Genomic DNA, 17076 nt, shown 5'->3' with positions numbered 1-17076 from the left:
CCCTCTGATGGCCGCAGCGGAGGCACTGAGACCGGGCGGGGGTCCTACTTCGACGGGCGCGTCCAGGCACGGACGGCCAGCTTGCCGGTGGTGCCGAGATCGAGGTGGGGCGTCACGGTCACCGGATCGGCGCGCTGCTCGGCCCGCACCCTGACGTACGGGACGTTGACGGCGGCGCCGGACTCGGTGGTGTTGCGCCACATGAGGCCCGAAAGGGCGCTCTCGCCCGGCTTCAGGACCAGCGGGCGGGCCGGCTCGTCAAATCCGGTACCGGTGCTGATGCCGCCGCTTCCATGTACGATCCGGACGCCTTGGACGGGTGACAGATCCTTGTCCAGCAGTTCCAGAAGCGGGTAACCGTCAAGTGAGTAGTCGCGCTTCCCGCAGTTCTCCAGGTGCAAGCCCACCACGCGCAGCCCCATCGCGGCGTCGCCGTCATCGGTGGTGAGGCGGATGCCGGAGGGTGGACACTCGCCGGACGCGAGCGGCGCCTCGGCGGCGGGCACCTTGGTCACCCGGGAGACCTTGACGCGGGTCACCCGGGACGCTCCGGGGGCCAGCACCCCCACCCGGATCGTGCCGCGCTCGGTCGCGCCGGGGCCGACCGAGCGCACGGTCTCGTGGCTGTTGCCCATGACTTCGCCGGTGTCCGTGGTGAAGTCGAACAGGATCGTGTACGTCAGCGCCTCGGTTCCGTTGTTGGTGACTTCGTAGGCGGCCGAGATCCCGGAGTCACCGGTGGGAAAGGGGTCGGCGTGGACGGAGAACCCGTCAGATTTGGGGGTGGGCGTGGCGGAGGGGATGGTCACCGAAGTGATCCGGACGCCGTCCACGGGCGGGTCGGTGACGGCGGTCCCTGACGCGGGGGCGACTGCGCCGGGGGTGCCTGCCTGTTCGGATCCGCACGCCGTGAGCAGCAGGAGTGCGGCGAGGGCCGGAAGAAGGGAAGTGACTTTGCGCATCAGGTCACTCCATCAGGGGCGCGAGCGCCGAGCCATGGTGTAAGCCAAAATTCCGGTCACAGGCGTGTCACGGGCCGCCTGCCGAGTGGGCTACTGCGACCTGCGGATACGCGGCTCCGGGCAAGATCAGGGGCACGGTGTTTACTACGGTTGCCTGTTCCGGCCGTGTTTGGCCCCCTCTGAAGGCGCATCGCCGTTCCCGGCCCGGGACGGTAGAGGCTCGACTTCGGTGAGATCGGGATCGCTCCAGGAGCGCGGCGGCATAGGCCTCGTTTTGCTTGGTTGGAGGAACGTCAGCCCCGTCCGCGTCGATGTACTTGTCGTACAGATCCGTGAAGCACTGGGCCGCAGCAGCGTCGCCTGCAGGACGCTCGCCTTCCCAGACAGCAAGGCCATAACTCATGGGCGAAGCCCGCCATCCCGCACCGACAGCGGCATCGACGGACCAGACCGCCTGAGACGGAGAGCGAATCGGACCAGATCAACTGAGATCGGAGCCAGATCGCAGAAGACGGGACAACTGGCGAGGAGCCGTGAGCTGGCGGTTCCCGGACGACGGGACACGGTTGTTGGAACCAGGTGGTCACACTTCTTGCAACCAACGGTCAAGGACATGGCGCTCGACGACATCCTCGCGGCGATCCGTGTGGTCGCCGCCGGCGACGCGCTGATCGCCCCGGGTGTCACGCGTCGTCTGATCGCGGAGTTCGCCGGGCGCCCCGAAGCCGCCCCGGCACGCTCCCCACGGCTGGTCGAGGGCATCACCGAGCGGGAACGGGAAGTCCTGACCCTGGTCGGGCGCGGCCGGTCGAACGCCGAGATCGCGGAGGACCTCTTCATCACGGTGGCCACCGCCAAGTCGCACGTGTCGCGCCTGCTCACCAAACTGGGCGCCCGGGACCGCGTCCAGCTCGTCATCACCGCCTACGAGACGGGGCTCGTCACGCTGCCTCGCTGATGGCGTCCCCGGCCCCCAGGGTCTGGTCTCGGAGATGCCCTGTCGCTCGTCTCGTGTACGAGCCGCCGACGGAGCAGCCGCTACCACGCCACCCAGTGCGGCTGTAAACAGGACTGGCCGGTCCCGGCCTGGCTCAGTCCTCTCCGTCGTCATCGTCGAGGTTGACGGCGTCCGGGTCGCGTAGCGGCCGCAGCCCGTCGACCGGCTGGGAGGCGGTGAAGTTGTAGCGGCCCAGGCAGTTCAGATTCTTGTGCTTGAGCGGGGACAAGCGCGCGGCGTCCTCGTCCCGGATCTCGTGGCCTTCGGCACGGAGTTGGGCGACCGCAGCATCGATATAGCGGGTCGTCCAGAGGACTACCGCGTTCAGCACGAGGCCGAGTGAGCCAAGCTGGTCCTCCGTCCCGTCCCGGTATGCCTGGTGGATGGTGCCCTTCTTGCCGTGGCAGATGTCGCGGGCGAGCTTGTGGCGGGACTCCTGGACGGTGAGCTGCTTGTGCATCTGGCGCCGGTAGGTGTCGTCGACCGGGTCGACGACGGCGAGCAGGTGCAGGGTCTTGGCGATGCGCCCGTATTCGGCGAACGCCTGCCCCAGCGGTGTGGGATGCCCCTCGCGGCCGAACATCCGCTGGGGCTGGCCGCTTAGATGATCTCCACAGTTCGGTGGGATTGACACAGGTAGTCCCTCTCGATCCAGTCGAGGACAGAAGGGTGGGCCGGACGCCAGCCCAGTCGGGCACCCCTGCTTCGTACGCGGCTGTTGGAGGCGAGCACGTACAAGGCGAGTTCGTGCCCCCAGTAGGCGACGGCGGTGTCCGCGTCCCAGGACTCGGCGGGGCCCAGGCCGAGTGCCGAGGCGAGCGAGGCGGAGATGTCGGCGAACGACGCCTCACCGTTCTCGACGAAGTAGAAGGATCCGGCCGAGGCGTCGGTGAGGGCGCGCAGGTAGAGGTCGGCCATGTCGTCTATGTGCACGGTCGACCAGATGTTGCGGCCCGCTTCCACGTACCGCACGACACCGCTGGCGCGAGCTTGCCGGGCGAGCACGGGGATCTGCACGCTGTCGTGGGCCATGCCCCGGCCGTGTCCGTAGACGAGGGAGTTGCACAGTACGACCGACCGCACGCCGCTGCCCGCCGCGTCCAGGACGAAACGGTCGAGGGCGACACGGTCGGCCTTCTCTTCGACGGGGCGCCAGCTCGACCCGGGGGCGACGATTTCCTCGGTGAACACCTCATCCGCGGCAGCACCGCGCGAGTCGGTGCTGACGATGCTGGAACCGCTGGTGTGCACCAGTGCGCGGCCGGTGCCCGCCAGTCCTTCGACGAGTGCCTCAACGGCGCCCCGGTGGTCGCTGCTGGCGGCGTTGACGACGGCGTCGGCCTCGCGGGCACGCGCGGTGAGCAGCGCGCCGTCGTCAAGCGTACCGAGGACGGGGGTGATGCCTCGCCGCTTCAGCTCACGGGCTTTGTCCTCGGTACGGACGAGCCCCTCGACCCGGTGTCCGGAGCGCAGCAGCAGATCAGCGACCAAACCTCCGATGTAGCCGGTGGCCCCGGTGACGAAGACGCGCATGTGAGGACTCCAATTCAAGGACGGGGAAGGGGGGACAGGGAGGGAACTGTGCGTCTCTTGCACGTGCACGGTCATGTGGCGGCAGACCCCGGCCACCTTCCGGACGACACGGACCGGAGAGCTTTCGACCGGGGCCCGGCCGTTGATGGCCAAGGGGCCCGTGGACCGCGCGGCTTGTGCCGACCGCTCATTGGCCCGGTCGTGACCTCGGTCAGTCGAGCGGCCAGGGCCGGGCGGTGGCGCCGAGCCGGTTCCAGGCGTTGATCACGGTGATGGTCCAGATCAGCTCGGCGAGTTCGACCTCGGTGAACTCGGCAGCCGCCCGGCCGTAGACCTCGTCGGTGACAGGGCCTTCGGTGAGACGGGTGGCCGCCTCGGCCAGCTCCAAGGCAGCCCGTTCGCGGTCGGTGAAGAACGGGGTCTCGCGCCACACGGGCAGGGCGTAGAGGCGCTGCTCGGTCTCGCCTGCCGTACGTGCGTCCCGGGTGTGCAGATCGACGCAGTAGGCGCAGCCGTTGAGTTGAGAGACGCGTGACCGCACCAGTTCCAGCAGCGCGGGCTCCAGGCTGACCTTCCGGGAGGCCGCGTCGAGCGCATTGAGTGCGCGGTTGATGTGCGGGGCAAGCTTGTCTACCTGAAGTCGTACAGACGTCACGGAATTCTCCTTCGAGTGGGGTTGTCGGCCTGCAGCGGTCGACGGTCAGTCGACGATGGTGACCTCGCCGTCGCGGAAGGCGCGGTAGGGCACTCCTTCGCGGTCGTAGCGCTCCACGACGTGCTCGATCGGCTCGCTCTCGGGGACCGGTGAGCGGTAGTGGGGAACGAAGACGTAGTCCAGGAGGCCGAGGCCGTCCCAGAGCGTCGGCAGGCCGTAGGCGGTGACGGCGTCGGCGGGGTCGTCGACGAGTTCGAGACCGCGCAGGCTGGGCGACAGGACGCAGGCGCCCGCGCTCCAACCGGCGTAGACGAGGGCGTCGCGGCGCAGCATGCCGGTCAGGGTCTTGTCGGCACCGCTGAGGGCCATGGCCAGCCGCAGGACGAACGGGTTGCCGCCATGGACCCAGACGACGCCGAAGCCGGACAGACGCTCGGCGAGTGTGCCCGCATCATCGAAGTGGTCCCGCAGGTCCACCTCGGTTGCCTGGTAGCCACGGTCACGCAGCATCGCGACCTCGCGGCCGGTGGCCTGCTGTCTCTGCGGGGCGGGAAGGGCGTCCAGCGCGTTGCCGACGACGGCTGCAGTCCGGGCACCTTTGACGAGGTCGTCCAGCAGCTCGGGGGCGTCCCCGAGTTTCCAGGAGGAAAGGAACAAACGCATGGTCCTGCTCTCGTGACAAGGAGGGGCACAGGGGAAGATCAGGCGGAGACGGTGAGGACGATCTTTCCGGTGGTACGGCCGGTCTCGCCGATCTCATGGGCCTTGGCCGCCTGTTCGAGCGGCAGGACCGTGTCGATGCGCACCCGCAGCAGGCCGGAGCCGGCGAGGGAGGCGATCTCCTTCATCCCCGCCTGGTCGGCTTCGGTGATCATGAAGGTGGAGCGGAGTCCGAGAGCTCGGGCCTCGGCCGCCAGGTGCGCCTCGGCGGGGAAGGCGAGCGAGACGATGATGCCGCCCGGGCGCAGGGTCCGGAGGGAGCGCGGCCCGTAGTCACCACCGATGGTGTCGATCACGACGTCGATGGCGCGGGCGGCGGTGGTGAAGTCGGTGCGGGTGTAGTCGATGACCTCGTCAGCGCCCAGTCCTCGTACGAAGTCGTGGTTGGCGGCGCGAGCGGTGCCGACGACATGTGCGCCACGCGCCTTGGCGATCTGGACGGCCAGGTGTCCGACGCCACCCGCCGCGGCATGGATCAGCACGCGTTGCCCGGGACGGACGTCGGCAGTGTCGACCAGGGCCTGCCACGCGGTGAGCGCGGCCAGGGGGAGCGCGGCGGCCTCCACGTGGGAGAGCCTCGGCGGCTTGATGGTCAGGTGCCGGGCCGGGGAGACCACGTACTCGGCGTAGGTCCCGGCAGGAGCCGGCTGGCGCGGCATGCCGAACACTTCGTCGCCGGGCTGGAACAGGGCGACACCCGGTCCGGTGGCTTCGACCACGCCGGACACGTCCCAGCCCAGGCGGATCGGAGCATCGCCCGCCAGCCCGCCGGTGGCCCGGTGCCACCAGTCGGTCGGGTTCACCCCTGCGGCACGCACCCGGACGAGCACTTCGGCGGGGCCGGGCACCGGGCGCGGCGTCTCAATGATCTTCAGGACGTCCGGTCCGCCGAGGGAGTCCTGACCGATGGCACGCACAGTGAAGTTCCTTTGTGTCTGGCACGCCGTCCGTCGTGGTCCGGCTGTGCGGGTGGAAAGTGCAGAGGCTTCGGGCTCGGGAGGGAGGGCCCGGAGGGAGGGGCAGGCTTCGCCGACGGTCCCGCGGAAGGGGGCGGTTCGGTTCGGTTTGCCCTCACCGCTTCCAGCGGCAGCCGGAAGGCAGTTCACCCGGGGAAGGCCCCGGGTGAGGGTCGGAAATGCCAGGTGATGGTGGCCTGTTCAGACTCCTACGGGTCTGATGCGCCAACAAGCTGACATAGTGCAACGGTCGTTTAGGTGGATTTAACGTCCGGAGGATCGAGTGCTGGAGCGGCTTGAGCTGGAGGCGTTCCTGACGCTGTCCGAGGAGTTGCACTTCGGCCGCACGGCCAACCGTCTGCACGTGACCACCGCCCGGATCAGCCAGACCATCAAGAGGCTGGAACGCCACATCGGTACGCCGCTGTTCGAACGCAGCAGCCGTCATGTCTGCCTCACCGAGGCCGGCCGGCTGCTGCACGACGATTTGCGCCCGGCCTACGACCAGATCGAGGCCGGGCTGGAGAAGGCGACCAACGCCGCGCGCGGTGTCGGAGGCGTGCTCCAGGTCGGGTTCCTCGGCGCCGCCGCCGGACAGCTCATGGTCCAGGCCGCCCAGCTGTTCGACCGACGTCACCCCGGCTGGCGGGCCCGGCCCAGGGAAATGCAGATCGTCGACGGCCTCCGGCGGTTGCGCGCAGGCGATGTCGACCTTCTGGTCGTGAGCCTGCCGCACCACGAACCCGACATGGTCACCGGGCCGGTCCTGTTCTCCGAACCACGGGTGCTGGGAGTGTCGTCCCGGCACCCGCTCGCCCGCCGTGACAGCGTTTCGCTGGAAGACCTGGCCGCAGTCAAGATGCTGCAGGTGGCCGGCGCGTTCCCCGACTACTGGCGCGCGGACCGCACACCCCACCTGACGCCCGCAGGCCGCCCCGGCGAACCGGGCCCGCAGTTCGAAACACTCCAGGAAGCCCTGGCTCTGATCGACGCCGGCGAAGGCGCTTTCGTGATGGGCGCCCAGGTGTCGCGCTTCTACGCGCGCCCCGGCGTCGCCTATCTCCCGCTGAGCGATGCACCGCCCCTGGAATGGGCACCTACCTGGCTCGTCACCAACACCGCACCTCAGATACACGCCTTCAACCAGGCTGCCCAGAACGTCGCCGTCCGGGCCTCTCCCGCCGTTCGCAACTGACGCCGATCCGTGCACCGGTTCTGGAAGGGCCTACCTCTTGAGTGTGTTCGGTGGCACGCCGACGAGGCACGGCGGTCACCGGAGAACGCGGGCGCCGTGGTCGGGCACCGGAGCCGCAGCCTTCGGGCCGCGAGCCGGAGCAAGTTCCTTGAGGCGTCTGCCGAGAAGGACGAACAGCAGGACGAGCCCGGCCGTGAGAAGGATGTGGCCGAGGCCGGCGGCCAGCGAGACCTCCACCGGCACGGGACGACCGAGAACCGTCTGGCTGCCGTGGACGAACAACGGATCGCAGGCCAGGCATTGTTTCCGTTCCAACATGGTAATGGATCACGTCAGTCACCTTCTAGACCCGGACTTCGCACATGGGGTTTCAGGTTTCCAGCCAGCGGGGGCGGGTTTCGTCGATGCCGAGTAACTCGAGGAGGTGGGCTTGAACACCGCGGGTGATCAGAATGGTTGGCGGGTCGCTGGTTGTTCCGGCTCGTATCCGCAGGCCGGCGAGGTGGTAGAGGATCATGCGCCCGGTCGGGCGGACGGCCCGGTTGTCGGGGTAGAGACCGCGCATCGTCTGATTGCCGCCGAGGGCCTGACGGACTTGGCGTTCGATGAGGCAGAACACCAGCAGGGCCAGGCGGCGCATCGCCTCCTGCCTGGTTGCCGTCATCGGCGCCGACATAGCCGGCATCCTGCATCGAGGTCATGCCGCATCGCTCACTCTGGAGAACGCGGAGCGCGAGGAATCAGCCGCGCTCAAGGAGGTCGGAACCCGCATACAGAAGATCCGTCTCGACCTGAGCCGGCTGAGCCGGGACATCAGTATCGAAGACATCCCCGACACAAGCTGGCGCCGCGTCGTGGTGACCGAGCGAAGCCAGGTGGCGTGCGGCCCGTCCAGCGAAGTGGCCAGCACCAAACCGCTGCGGACCGCACTCGATGATCTGGGACGCTCCATCGCAACGCTCGAATCGGACTTCGACGAGCAGGTCCGAACCGAAGTAAAGGGCGCAATCCTCACCGATCTGCGCAAACACATCCAGGTGCGTATTCAGCTCGCCCGCGAGATCGTTGCAGGCATCACTGCGACGCTCGCCAACGTACGCACCGGCGTAGCCCGAGTCGGCGTCAAACTCAACTGGGTGGAGAACGCGAACGATCCCGTCGCACGAGAGGCTCTGTCCCTCATCCAAGACTTGGACACGGAGGGCGAGTTCGACCGCATGTATAACTTCTTCGTGCAGCAGCTCCTGCACGAAGAAGGCACCGCGGTCCCCTGGCCCGAGCGGGTTCACAACGTGTTCAACTACCGAAACTGGTTCACGTGGGAAATCTCCCTCACCCACGCCGACTTCGCGGAGCCCGGCAGCACTACGGAAGTGTTCCGGTCGGTGAGCCCGCGCAGGAATCCCCTCGACAAGCTGTCCGCCGGCGAGAAGCGCCTCGCGACCATGCTGCCCCTCCTGGCCGCAGCCCGCGCCTTCTACCAGGCCGACGGCTACGTGGGCCCTCGCGTGATCTTCATCGACGAGTTGAACTCCGCACTCGATGAATCGAACCTGCGGAAGCTCCTCGCGCTGCTGCGCTCCTGGGATTTCGACGTCCTGGTCACCCTTCCCTCCATGCAGCCACTCCTGGTGAAGGAGACGGGCACGGTCGGAATCCACAAGATCTTCCACGAGGGGAGTGCACTGCGCTACGCCATCCCCAGCATTTGGAGCGGCCACGGCGCGCCGGCCACGACACGCATCGCGGTAGGCGTTCAGCAGCTTCCCCGCCAGCGGTCGCATCCCGCCTCGCCCCCTGGCAACGGGCAGGATTCGCTCTTCGCGCCGAGGGCGGAGGACGCGTCGTGATGCGGAACCGAGGCGATCTCGCCGACCCCGATCTGCGCCCACTGTGGCAGGCCATCAGTGTGCGGCTGTCCCAGGGCGACGATCCGGGCGGCATCCGGACGGTGCGGGTAGAACTGACCCGTGCCGGCCGATCCATGATTATTGGCTGGCTCTCGCGGGCCCCCAGGCTTCACGGCGCGCCGTCGCACTGCGTGTGGAGCAGGGCGTCGCGGTGATCCCCGTGCAACGCGTGCTGCAGGCGCTCACGATGACACCGCACGAGCTGCGCGAGATCGTCGAGCAGAACGTCGGGGCCATTCAGCCGCTGGCTGAGACCCGGCGGCGGGCCACGCAACTGCGAGAGGACATCTGGGCGTACACGGCCACCGTGCTGCCCGACACGCCGCGGCTCACCGCCCGACTGCGAGCTGGGGGTGTCGTCGACGACAGGGCCGACGAGCTGCGCAGACTCATCGACGCGCTGGCCCGCGTCAGAGCCGTGCTGCCCCTTTCGCGGCCAGCCACGCTGGCACGGCTCTCTCACAACTGCGCTGGAAATCCGCACTACTTCGACCTCAACGACGCGGGCCAGGGATCCCGCCTCGTCCTGCTCGCAGCGGACCTGCTGGATGCCCCGCTCCCAGACACACCCGCGGCCGAGCGTGCGCTGTTGGCCCGCGTCGGGATCGTCGCCGACAGCCTGTCCCAGACCGTACTGCTGCTGAACGTGGACGCGAGGGGGGACGGCCCGACGGACCGGGCCCTGCGTCTGGCGCGTGAGGACCAGCGCCCCGTCCACCTCACGCTTCACGACCTCACCGCGCATCCGCCCACGCTCGCACGAACACAACCGTGGCTAGTCGTAGAGAACCCCTCCGTCATTCACGAGGCCCTGCTGCGCGGGATCACGACGCCCATCGTCTGTACCTCGGGCACTCTCACCGCCATCGACCATGCACTTCTCGCCTTGGCCCACACCTGCGGTGTCCCAATGGAGTACTCCGGCGACATCGACACAGGCGGCCGACACATCGCCGCAGCAATACTACGCCGCTATGAGGTCCCGAGCCGAGACATGGACGAGGAGACACGTCGCGCCGTAGTCGGCGCAGGGGCGCTCTGCGAGGGGCCGTTTACTGTCCCCGCTCTGCCCGCCCCGGAATCCGCGGCGACTACTACCGGCGCCGCAGGTGGCGCCGGGACCGACGAATCAGGATCAGCCATCTTCCAGGAGCACCCCGTAGTCCTCGACCGGCTTCTGGGCCCGGACCCCGCGGACCCTCTGCCCCTTCCCGGCTCCCCGCCCAACGCCCGCGCATCCGGTGACAGACACCTGTGACTCTTCGCGTGACCTGACGCCGGCGTCGCGGGCTGACCTGGGCCACAGAGCTTGATCTTTCCACAACGCCACGCCCTATAACCAGGCGAATGAGGAGCTCCCCGGCGGCTTGATCGCCCCACTCCTCTGACGTTCTCGTTCAACCTGCCGCAGCGGTCTGTCGGCCATCCAAGCTGGTCGACGCGCGGATCGTCACCGGTCGACGTGAGAGTCCGGAGGAAGAAGTAGCGCCAGGTGGGATCTCCCTCGAAATGCAACTTCAACTTGGTACGTTCGGTCGTATGACGCTACGTTCGGTGGATCTACGCAAGGAGCCCGTGGAAGCCGTACTCAACCGTGTGGAGCTGTCCCTGGGGGTGAGCCTGGACCAGGAGACGGTGGTGCGTAAGCGCCGGTCTCTTGGCGCGCGTACGGATCGCGCTACATGGGTCCGTATCGAGCGGCGCGGGCTCGACCGGATCGGGGTTCAGGGTGGGGACGGCACCGCGTCCGCTGAGGCCCTATTCGGGATCGCAAAACCAGCCTGGCTCGCCGGCGTCGCATGGCGGGACGAGACAGAGCCAGTGATGTGGCGGGCGGACGAGACGGAGCTGCTGCCGGGGGCACCGGTGGGCAGCGCCGTAGTGGCAGAGGACCCACAGCTGTCGGAGGAGTGGTGGGCCGCACTGAATGCCTCCCTGGATGCCCTCGCCGCGCAGCACACCAACCGGATCGCGACACCCGATACCGAGACCCTCACACAGGAACTCGTCACGGGAACAATCCACAGCGTCTTCCCCGGCTTCGATACGCCCGTGGTCGAATGGCGCCCGGCCCACGCGGATTTCAACTGGGCGAATATGACAGCGCCGGTGTTCTGCGTGTTCGACTGGGAGGACTGGGGCATGGCCCCGTGCGGCCTCGACGCGGCAAGTCTGTGGGGCGCCTCCCTCGCCGTCCCCGCTCTGGCCGACCGCATTCGCAGCGAGCGGCGTGACGATCTGGAGAGCCGGGACGGCAAGCTGATGACGCTGTTCGTCGCAGCGAAAATCCTCGGCCCTCACGCAGACCCGGACGACCCCCGACTGGGGGCCGCCCGGGAGACGGCGGAGCGAGTGATGAAGGAACTTCAGACGAGCTGACGGCGGGCCTGGAGGAGCTCCCGGTACTCCCGGACCACCTGGTCGTCGACCTCATACGCCAGGGCGCCGACCAGTTCCCGCAGGTGGTCGACGTTGTCCGTACCGACCACGACCGCGTCGACCCGGGGCAGGCCGTAGGCGGAGCGGAACGCCGCCTGGACCCTCGTGGCCGATGGGGACTTTCGCAGGAAGATCCGCGGATCGAAGCGTTCCCACACCGTCTCGGCCGTACTTCCGCCGAAGGGGCTCATGCCCCACACCTGCGACGGACACCACCGCGTCACAAAGGCCTCGGCCGCCTCAAGGACGTCGGCACTCACGAGTAACCCTGATCGGACCATGAGGACGTCAGGGCGGGGTGCGTCCAGGTCCACGAGCGGGCGTGGATCCCAGCTTGATACCCCCCACCCCCCGCACAGCCCCGTCTGCGCGGCGTCGGCCAAGGCCGCGCACGCCTGGGCCAGCGTCTCTGCGTCGGGGTGGGAGTGCTCGGGGTTATGGAGGAGCACCGTGTCCGGCTCCCGTCCCAGGTCCTTCGCGGCCTGCTCGACTCCGGCGCGCAGGCGGGCGGGGGCGAGGGAGTGTTCCCCTGGGAAGTACCCGACCTTGGTGGAGACCGAGAAGTTCGGCAGGAGATCGCCGGCCTGCGTCTTCAGTGCCTCGTGTGAACGATGTCGGAGGTAGTTCGAGGCGGTGTCGAGGCGCGCTACGCCGAGGTCGGCGGCTGCTTCGAGTACGTCACGGGCGTGACCAGACCGGTATAGCCCGAGGACGACATTTCCGTCAGTGGTTCGCACAGCCCCTCCGTGACGAGCAGGTCGGCCAGGATGGTGGTGTCCTCGTCGGCGCCGTCGAGGTAGACCGGGTGACCCGAAAGGAGCGCACGGAGGCCCGGTTCCGCGCGCTCGTGGAGGGTCAGCCGCTTGCCCCCGCCACAGACTTGGATCGTGTCGCCAGTACGGATGATGGAGGGGGCGAACTCGGTGACGGCCGCGACCGCCTCCGGTCGGCCGAAGGCGGTCACATCGGGCATGTGACGTGCGGGCGGGGTGCTAGTAGCGTGTCGCTGCTTAGTTATGGCGTGCCTGGTTGGGAGGTTGGTGTCTGGCAGATGCCTTCCCCTTTGCCAGACAGGACTGTTGTTGTGGGTTCGCAGAAGAAGCGGCCGGTCAGGTTGACCGCGCAGGATCGCGAGGAGTTGGTCCGGGTGACCACGACAGGTGTTCGTGGGGCCTCGATGATCATGCGTGCGCGGGTGCTGCTTGCGCTGGATACCTCGGCGGGTGAGGCGGATCCCAAGGAGGTGATCGCGGCCCGGCTCGGCGTCTCCGGTGAGACGTTGCGGCTGGTCGCCAAGCGTTTCGCCGAGACCGGTGGCGATGTTCACGCCACGATCGCGCGGAAGAAGCGCGACCTCCCACCGGTGCCCTCGCCGGTGACTGGTGAGGTCGAAGCCCGGCTGATTGCGATGGCGTGCTCACAGCCACCCCAAGGCCATGCCCGGTGGTCACTGCGGCTGCTGGAGAAGCACGTCGCGCTGGTCGAGGACATCCCCGATCTGGACCACTCCACCATCGGGCGGGTCTTAAAAAAACGGAACTGCGTCCTCACCTGAAGAAGTGCTGGACCATCCCACCACGAGCGAACGCGGAGTTCGCGGCCCGGATGGAAGACGTGCTGGCCGTCTACGCCCGGCCCTATGACCCGGCACGTCCGGTGGTGTGCATGGACGAGAAGCCCTACCAGCTCCTCGACCATGCCCGCGACCCGCTCCCGGCCCGCCCTGGTCACGACGCCTGCCAGGACAGCGAGTACATCCGCTGCGGCACGTGCTCGATCTTCGTGTGGGTCGAACCCCTGCGCGGGTGGCGTCGAGTTCAGGCACTGTCCCAGCGGACCCGGATCGACTGGGCCGGCCAGGTCAAGCAGCTGCTGAGCGTGGATCACCCCGACGCCGAGGCCGTGGTGCTGGTGATGGACAACCTCAACACCCACGGCATCGCCTCACTGTACGAGGCATTCGAACCAGAAGAGGCCTTCGCCCTGGCCCAACGCCTCGAGATCCACCACACGCCCAAACACGGGTCATGGCTCAACATCGCCGAGATCGAACTCTCCGCGCTGACCCGGCAATGTCTCGACCGCCGGATCGGCGACCTCGACATCCTCAACACCGAACTCTCGGCCTGGCAGAACGCCACCAACACCGAACAACGCCACGTGGACTGGCAGTTCACCACCCACGACGCACGCATCAAACTGCGCCACCTCTATCCCAAAAATTAGCTGCGACGGTCTACTAGATCGCAATTCGTCCAGGTACCGCTCGGGGCTGTGGGTGGCGGCCAGAGCGCTGAGCTTGTCCGTCAGCATCTTGTGCGCGGTTTCTTCGGCGCCCTCCAGGTCGCGGCGGAACGCTTCGTCGGCGCGGGCGGCGTCGGAGAGGAAGTTGGCCCATGTGACGCCGGTCCGTTTGGTGAACCCGAACGTCACATGCAGCGAGTGTCCGCCGCTACGGGAGCCGAGGCGGGTGGCGGTGTGCCAGAAGCCGCGCGGGATGTGCATGACGTCGCCGGCCCGCATGGTTCCCTTCCACAGCACATCTTCGGAGGGCGTGCGGTTGCGTTCGGCGTCGCGGTACATCGGCGCCTGCCGGGACGGTCCGCGCACTTCCCACGTTTTCTCGCCCGAAAGCTGCACGGCGATGACCTCGTGATCGTCCCAGTGCAGATGGAATCCGTCGGTGTCACCGACCGCGAGGTATGCGTTGGCAGAGGTCAGTTCGCCACACCACCAGCCCAGGGCCCGGCAGGCGACTTCCAGCGTCGGGTCGAAGAAGTCCACATGGTCCAGGACCACGGTGCCGCCGTCGTTGAGAATCCGTCCAAGGGCCGCCATGTCTGCCTGACTCACGGCCTGCCTGCGCCGGTTGACGTTGGTGGACAGGAACGTGGACGGATGAATTTCGTCGCCCTCGGCGTAGCAGCGCAGCTGCGGGTTGGCCAGGTGGCGGCGCTTGATCAGGTCCAGCAGTTTGTGCGGGGTCAGCAGGCGGGCGGGCAGCTCCGGGTCCGTGAGTCGGCCGCGTACGAACGCGGTCCCCACGGAACCCGGCCCGTCCCAGCCGAGAGCCTTCTCGATGTGGGTGACGAGCCGGTGCTCCATGGGTTCCCCTTACTCCTTCGGGAGGTTCAGGTCGCGGTTGTCGCCGTCATCGCCCGCGCTGTTCTGCGAGCTGGTGACGTCGGACCGCTCGGACTCGCTGCGGTCGTGCGCGGTCGCCAGCTCCTCCACGGCGATCAGAAGCTCGGGGCTGGTCCCCGCCTGCGTGGATGCCCGATCTGCCATCTTGTGCCCTTCCCTTCGGTTGTCCCACCCGGCTCCGGGCGAACTTCTGAGTTAACCCGTGTCCACCGCATGGCAGTAGGACGGGATTCGGACAGTGGTGCAGGGTGCCCCCGCGCCTCCTCGAGGGAAGAGGAACGAGGGCGGGTTCCGCCCGTGCCGACTGGCTGGTCTCGGGCACCGAGTTGTCCAACTGGGGCCCCAGCGCGGCCGACCAGCTCAACGCCCTCCACGAGGAACGCGCCCGGCTCGGCCTGCCCCGTTCCCCTCGCCGACCGATCACCGAACTCCCCATATATCGGAGGTCTGCTGTGTCCGGCGGGTAGTCGAGAAGCGTCGCGGCGCCGCATCCGGGCGACGTCGCGTGGGGGCGCACGGGCGCATACGCGGGAGCGCACCCCCTGTCTTTCTCGCCAACTTCGGCCTACCCGGCGGATCCGCTCTGACCAGCGGTTGCATCGCCCGCCGTGCGGTGCCTGGTCGGGGCGCACTCAGCGGTCGCGGCGCTCGGTTCTCCATGGTCACCTGGTCATTCACCTCACGTTCGGCTGCGGATGGAAGGCCGTGCACGGTGGTGGCCGGTTTGAAGTGATCGCGGTGCGGTTCTGCCGAGTTGGTGTCGGTGGTCGCTGCTACATCCATGTCAGAAGGGCCGCGCTGGTGCGGCCGTCAGTTCCGGGAGGGGAAAGTTCATGACGCCTGAGGGCTATCACCGGGTGCGCGGCCACATCCGCCGGAATCCGACCCGGCGGTCCGCGAAGAAGATGAGCCCGTGGCTGATCGCCGGGATCGCCGCCGTGGTGGTGCTGTGGGGGCAGTTCTTCGGGTTCGAGGCGGACGCGCCGGCACAGCCTGCCACGCCCGGGGTGACGGCGACGCCGTCGGCCGGCCGCTGATGGGCCGGCGACGCTTTACGATCCGTCGGCCGCGTGGCGTGGCTGAGTACGGGGCGGCGGCCCTGGTCGCCGCCGCAGCGGTCTCCTTGGTGGTGCGGTTGCTCGTGTGGGTGGGCGAGGTGCTCGTACGGTGGTGGCCCGTCGTGGCCGTGCTCGCCCTGCTTGGTATCGCGGTCGGCGCCTGGCGCGCTGCGGCAGCCGCGCGCGAGCACACGGCACGAGCACAGCGTCTGTCCGTGCTGCGGTTCACCCTGGCGGAGATCGACGCGATGGACGACCGGCAGTTCGAGTTCGCGCTGCGGGACCTGCTGATACGGGACGGCTGGTCGGCCCGGCAGGTCGGGCAGCAGGGCGACCAGGCCGCCGACGTCATCGCCGGCCACCCCGCCTACGGGCGGATCGTCGTCCAGGCCAAGCACACCAAGGTCGCCGCGAAGGTCGGCTCCCAGGTCATGTACCAGGTGAAGGGGACAGCCGGCCCCGTCCACCGGGCGAACTCGGCAGTGGTCGTGACGAACGGCAGCTTCACCCGCAACGCCAGGGAGTGGGGAGACCAGCATACGATCGGCTGGGCCGACCGCGAGCGACTGCGTTCGTGGGCAGAGCTGGGCGTCCCACTCCATCAGATCCTGCAACTGCCCACCCTCGCGCGCCGACGGCTCCCCGGCACTCGACAACCGTCCCCCGCTCCGTACCGACGGACGACCCCAGAGGGGAGGACGAACGGTGTTCGATGAAGACGGCTCCCTCGACCCTTTCCTGAAGGTCCTGCTGTATGCCCTGCTGGCCCTGGCCGCCGGGAAGATGCTCTGGGAGTGGCTGACCGGCACCGTCACCGACTGGATCACCGTGGACCTGTGGGGCGCGGTCACCGAACACCCCTGGTGGACCACGCTCATCGTGCTCGGCTCCCTCACCGCACTGCTGCTCCTCGCCCGGCTCGCCAGCGCCGTCCTCGACCTTCTCACCACACGCGCCATCGCGGTCAGCGTGGATGCGACACCCGTCGAGCCAGAGCCGACCCTGCTCACCTACCGGATGAAGCAACTCGAAGCCATGAGCCCGACCGGGTTCGAGCACGCCTGCGCCGAACTCCTCGCCCGGGACGGCTTCCTCCATACCCGGCGAGTGGGCGGCTCAGGCGACCTCGGCGCCGACGTCATCGCCAGCGACCCTGACGGCCTCACCGTCGTGGTCCAGTGCAAGCAGCTCAGCCGGCCCGTCAACTCACCGGCGATGCAGCAGTTCAACGGCACAGCCCGTCCGGAGCACGGCGCCGACCACGCCGTCATTATCGGGCTCAACGGATTCACCCAGCCCGCGCTCGACTTCGCCGCCCGCCACCGTCTCATCACCATCGGCCGCGAAGACCTCAAGAGATGGGCACACGGCACCCACCTCTACGACATCATCCACGCCCTCACCGCCCCGTAGCCCCGGCGCCAGGCCGCAAACTGCTCGGCCCACCACCCCGTCGTCAACCCGATTCGTGATGCAGGAGGAGCACCTCGGATGTCCGCCGTGCCGA

The 17076-nt window shown here is 68.2% G+C and carries 19 protein-coding genes and 3 pseudogenes; 10 read left to right on the top strand and 12 right to left on the bottom strand.

The genetic code is table 11. The annotated features are described in order from the left end of the window. Positions 1 to 44: 44 nt before the first annotated feature. Positions 45 to 962 (bottom strand): DUF4232 domain-containing protein, encoded by a 918-nt coding sequence (locus OG609_RS37470; RefSeq protein WP_327276874.1) that lies wholly within the window; start codon positions 960 to 962, stop codon positions 45 to 47. A 604-nt stretch (positions 963 to 1566) separates the two neighbouring features. On the opposite strand from OG609_RS37470, the pseudogene OG609_RS37465 reads away from it, so the two are divergent. After that, positions 1567 to 1920: pseudogene (locus OG609_RS37465) on the top strand (response regulator transcription factor); the annotation flags it as partial. 133 nt (positions 1921 to 2053) lie between these two features. On the opposite strand, the pseudogene OG609_RS37460 reads toward OG609_RS37465, so the two are convergent. From OG609_RS37460 to OG609_RS37440, 5 genes and pseudogenes are all read right to left on the bottom strand, one after another. Further along, positions 2054 to 2545, bottom strand: a pseudogene (locus tag OG609_RS37460) (Tn3 family transposase); the annotation flags it as partial. Between the two features lie 14 nt (positions 2546 to 2559). Beyond that, a complete protein-coding gene (locus OG609_RS37455) occupies positions 2560 to 3492 on the bottom strand; it encodes an NAD-dependent epimerase/dehydratase family protein (protein ID WP_327276873.1) in 933 nt (310 codons plus the stop codon). 211 nt (positions 3493 to 3703) lie between these two features. Continuing rightward, positions 3704 to 4147: a carboxymuconolactone decarboxylase family protein gene (locus tag OG609_RS37450; protein WP_327276872.1), complete on the bottom strand. Its 444-nt coding sequence runs from the start codon at positions 4145 to 4147 to the stop codon at positions 3704 to 3706. 45 nt (positions 4148 to 4192) lie between these two features. Continuing rightward, positions 4193 to 4810 carry a Type 1 glutamine amidotransferase-like domain-containing protein gene (locus tag OG609_RS37445; protein ID WP_327276871.1) on the bottom strand — a complete coding sequence of 206 codons (618 nt, stop codon included), beginning with the start codon at positions 4808 to 4810 and terminating at the stop codon, positions 4193 to 4195. A 38-nt stretch (positions 4811 to 4848) separates the two neighbouring features. Beyond that, a complete protein-coding gene (locus OG609_RS37440; protein WP_189281742.1) occupies positions 4849 to 5784 on the bottom strand; it encodes an NADP-dependent oxidoreductase in 936 nt (311 codons plus the stop codon). A gap of 322 nt (positions 5785 to 6106) precedes the next feature. Here OG609_RS37440 and OG609_RS37435 point away from each other — a divergent pair, with 322 nt between their 5' ends. Then, entirely contained in the window at positions 6107 to 7018 is a 912-nt protein-coding gene (locus OG609_RS37435; protein ID WP_327276870.1) for a LysR family transcriptional regulator, read from the top strand. A gap of 75 nt (positions 7019 to 7093) precedes the next feature. On the opposite strand, the gene OG609_RS37430 is transcribed toward OG609_RS37435, so the two are convergent. After that, complete coding sequence (locus OG609_RS37430; RefSeq protein WP_327276869.1) at positions 7094 to 7336, bottom strand: hypothetical protein; 243 nt, start codon at positions 7334 to 7336, stop codon at positions 7094 to 7096. A 52-nt stretch (positions 7337 to 7388) separates the two neighbouring features. After that, positions 7389 to 7658 carry a hypothetical protein gene (locus OG609_RS37425; protein ID WP_327276868.1) on the bottom strand — a complete coding sequence of 90 codons (270 nt, stop codon included), beginning with the start codon at positions 7656 to 7658 and terminating at the stop codon, positions 7389 to 7391. On the opposite strand from OG609_RS37425, the gene OG609_RS37420 reads away from it, so the two are divergent. From OG609_RS37420 to OG609_RS37410, 3 genes are all read left to right on the top strand, one after another. Beyond that, positions 7624 to 8868 (top strand): SbcC/MukB-like Walker B domain-containing protein, encoded by a 1245-nt coding sequence (locus OG609_RS37420; RefSeq protein WP_327276867.1) that lies wholly within the window; start codon positions 7624 to 7626, stop codon positions 8866 to 8868. The two genes, OG609_RS37425 and OG609_RS37420, sit on opposite strands and share 35 nt — an antisense overlap. Before the next feature lie 43 nt (positions 8869 to 8911). Further along, the gene (locus OG609_RS37415) at positions 8912 to 10186 is read left to right on the top strand and encodes a TIGR02679 domain-containing protein (protein WP_442818030.1); all 1275 of its coding nucleotides are present in this window, start codon (positions 8912 to 8914) and stop codon (positions 10184 to 10186) included. A gap of 281 nt (positions 10187 to 10467) precedes the next feature. Then, positions 10468 to 11307 (top strand): hypothetical protein, encoded by an 840-nt coding sequence (locus OG609_RS37410; protein ID WP_327276865.1) that lies wholly within the window; start codon positions 10468 to 10470, stop codon positions 11305 to 11307. Here OG609_RS37410 and OG609_RS37405 read toward each other — a convergent pair. Together OG609_RS37405 and OG609_RS37400 are read right to left on the bottom strand one after the other, a co-directional pair. Next, positions 11295 to 12104, bottom strand: a complete 810-nt coding sequence (locus OG609_RS37405; protein WP_327276864.1) for an aldo/keto reductase — start codon at positions 12102 to 12104, stop codon at positions 11295 to 11297. The genes OG609_RS37410 and OG609_RS37405 overlap by 13 nt on opposite strands. After that, positions 12014 to 12340 carry a hypothetical protein gene (locus OG609_RS37400; RefSeq protein WP_327276863.1) on the bottom strand — a complete coding sequence of 109 codons (327 nt, stop codon included), beginning with the start codon at positions 12338 to 12340 and terminating at the stop codon, positions 12014 to 12016. Before OG609_RS37400 ends, OG609_RS37405 begins: the two co-directional genes overlap by 91 nt. Before the next feature lie 141 nt (positions 12341 to 12481). Between OG609_RS37400 and OG609_RS37395 the strand changes: the two genes are divergently transcribed. Next, the gene (locus OG609_RS37395; RefSeq protein ID WP_327276862.1) at positions 12482 to 12922 is read left to right on the top strand and encodes a helix-turn-helix domain-containing protein; all 441 of its coding nucleotides are present in this window, start codon (positions 12482 to 12484) and stop codon (positions 12920 to 12922) included. After that, positions 12811 to 13452: pseudogene (locus OG609_RS37390) on the top strand (IS630 family transposase); the annotation flags it as partial. The gene OG609_RS37395 and the pseudogene OG609_RS37390, both read left to right, overlap by 112 nt. On the opposite strand, the gene OG609_RS37385 reads toward OG609_RS37390, so the two are convergent. Further along, positions 13393 to 14472, bottom strand: coding sequence for a JmjC domain-containing protein (locus tag OG609_RS37385; RefSeq protein ID WP_327276861.1), 1080 nt, complete (start codon positions 14470 to 14472; stop codon positions 13393 to 13395). The pseudogene OG609_RS37390 and the gene OG609_RS37385 sit on opposite strands and share 60 nt — an antisense overlap. Before the next feature lie 9 nt (positions 14473 to 14481). Next, on the bottom strand, positions 14482 to 14655 hold the full coding sequence (locus tag OG609_RS37380) for a hypothetical protein (RefSeq protein ID WP_259933727.1): 174 nt from the start codon (positions 14653 to 14655) through the stop codon (positions 14482 to 14484). Positions 14656 to 15344: 689 nt separating this feature from the next. Here OG609_RS37380 and OG609_RS37375 point away from each other — a divergent pair. Genes OG609_RS37375 through OG609_RS37365 form a run of 3 tightly spaced genes read left to right on the top strand, consistent with a single transcriptional unit; the run spans position 15345 to position 16982 of the window. After that, positions 15345 to 15548 (top strand): hypothetical protein, encoded by a 204-nt coding sequence (locus OG609_RS37375; protein WP_327276860.1) that lies wholly within the window; start codon positions 15345 to 15347, stop codon positions 15546 to 15548. Next, complete coding sequence (locus OG609_RS37370) at positions 15548 to 16285, top strand: restriction endonuclease (protein WP_327276859.1); 738 nt, start codon at positions 15548 to 15550, stop codon at positions 16283 to 16285. The genes OG609_RS37375 and OG609_RS37370 overlap by 1 nt, the downstream gene beginning before the upstream one ends. Next, positions 16275 to 16982, top strand: a complete 708-nt coding sequence (locus OG609_RS37365; RefSeq protein WP_327276858.1) for a restriction endonuclease — start codon at positions 16275 to 16277, stop codon at positions 16980 to 16982. The genes OG609_RS37370 and OG609_RS37365 overlap by 11 nt, the downstream gene beginning before the upstream one ends. The last annotated feature ends 94 nt before the right edge of the window (positions 16983 to 17076 follow it).

Source organism: Streptomyces sp. NBC_01224 (assembly GCF_036002945.1).
Lineage (GTDB): Bacteria > Actinomycetota > Actinomycetes > Streptomycetales > Streptomycetaceae > Streptomyces.
Note: the sequence above shows the minus strand (reverse complement) of the source record. Positions and strands in the feature narration are given on the sequence as shown.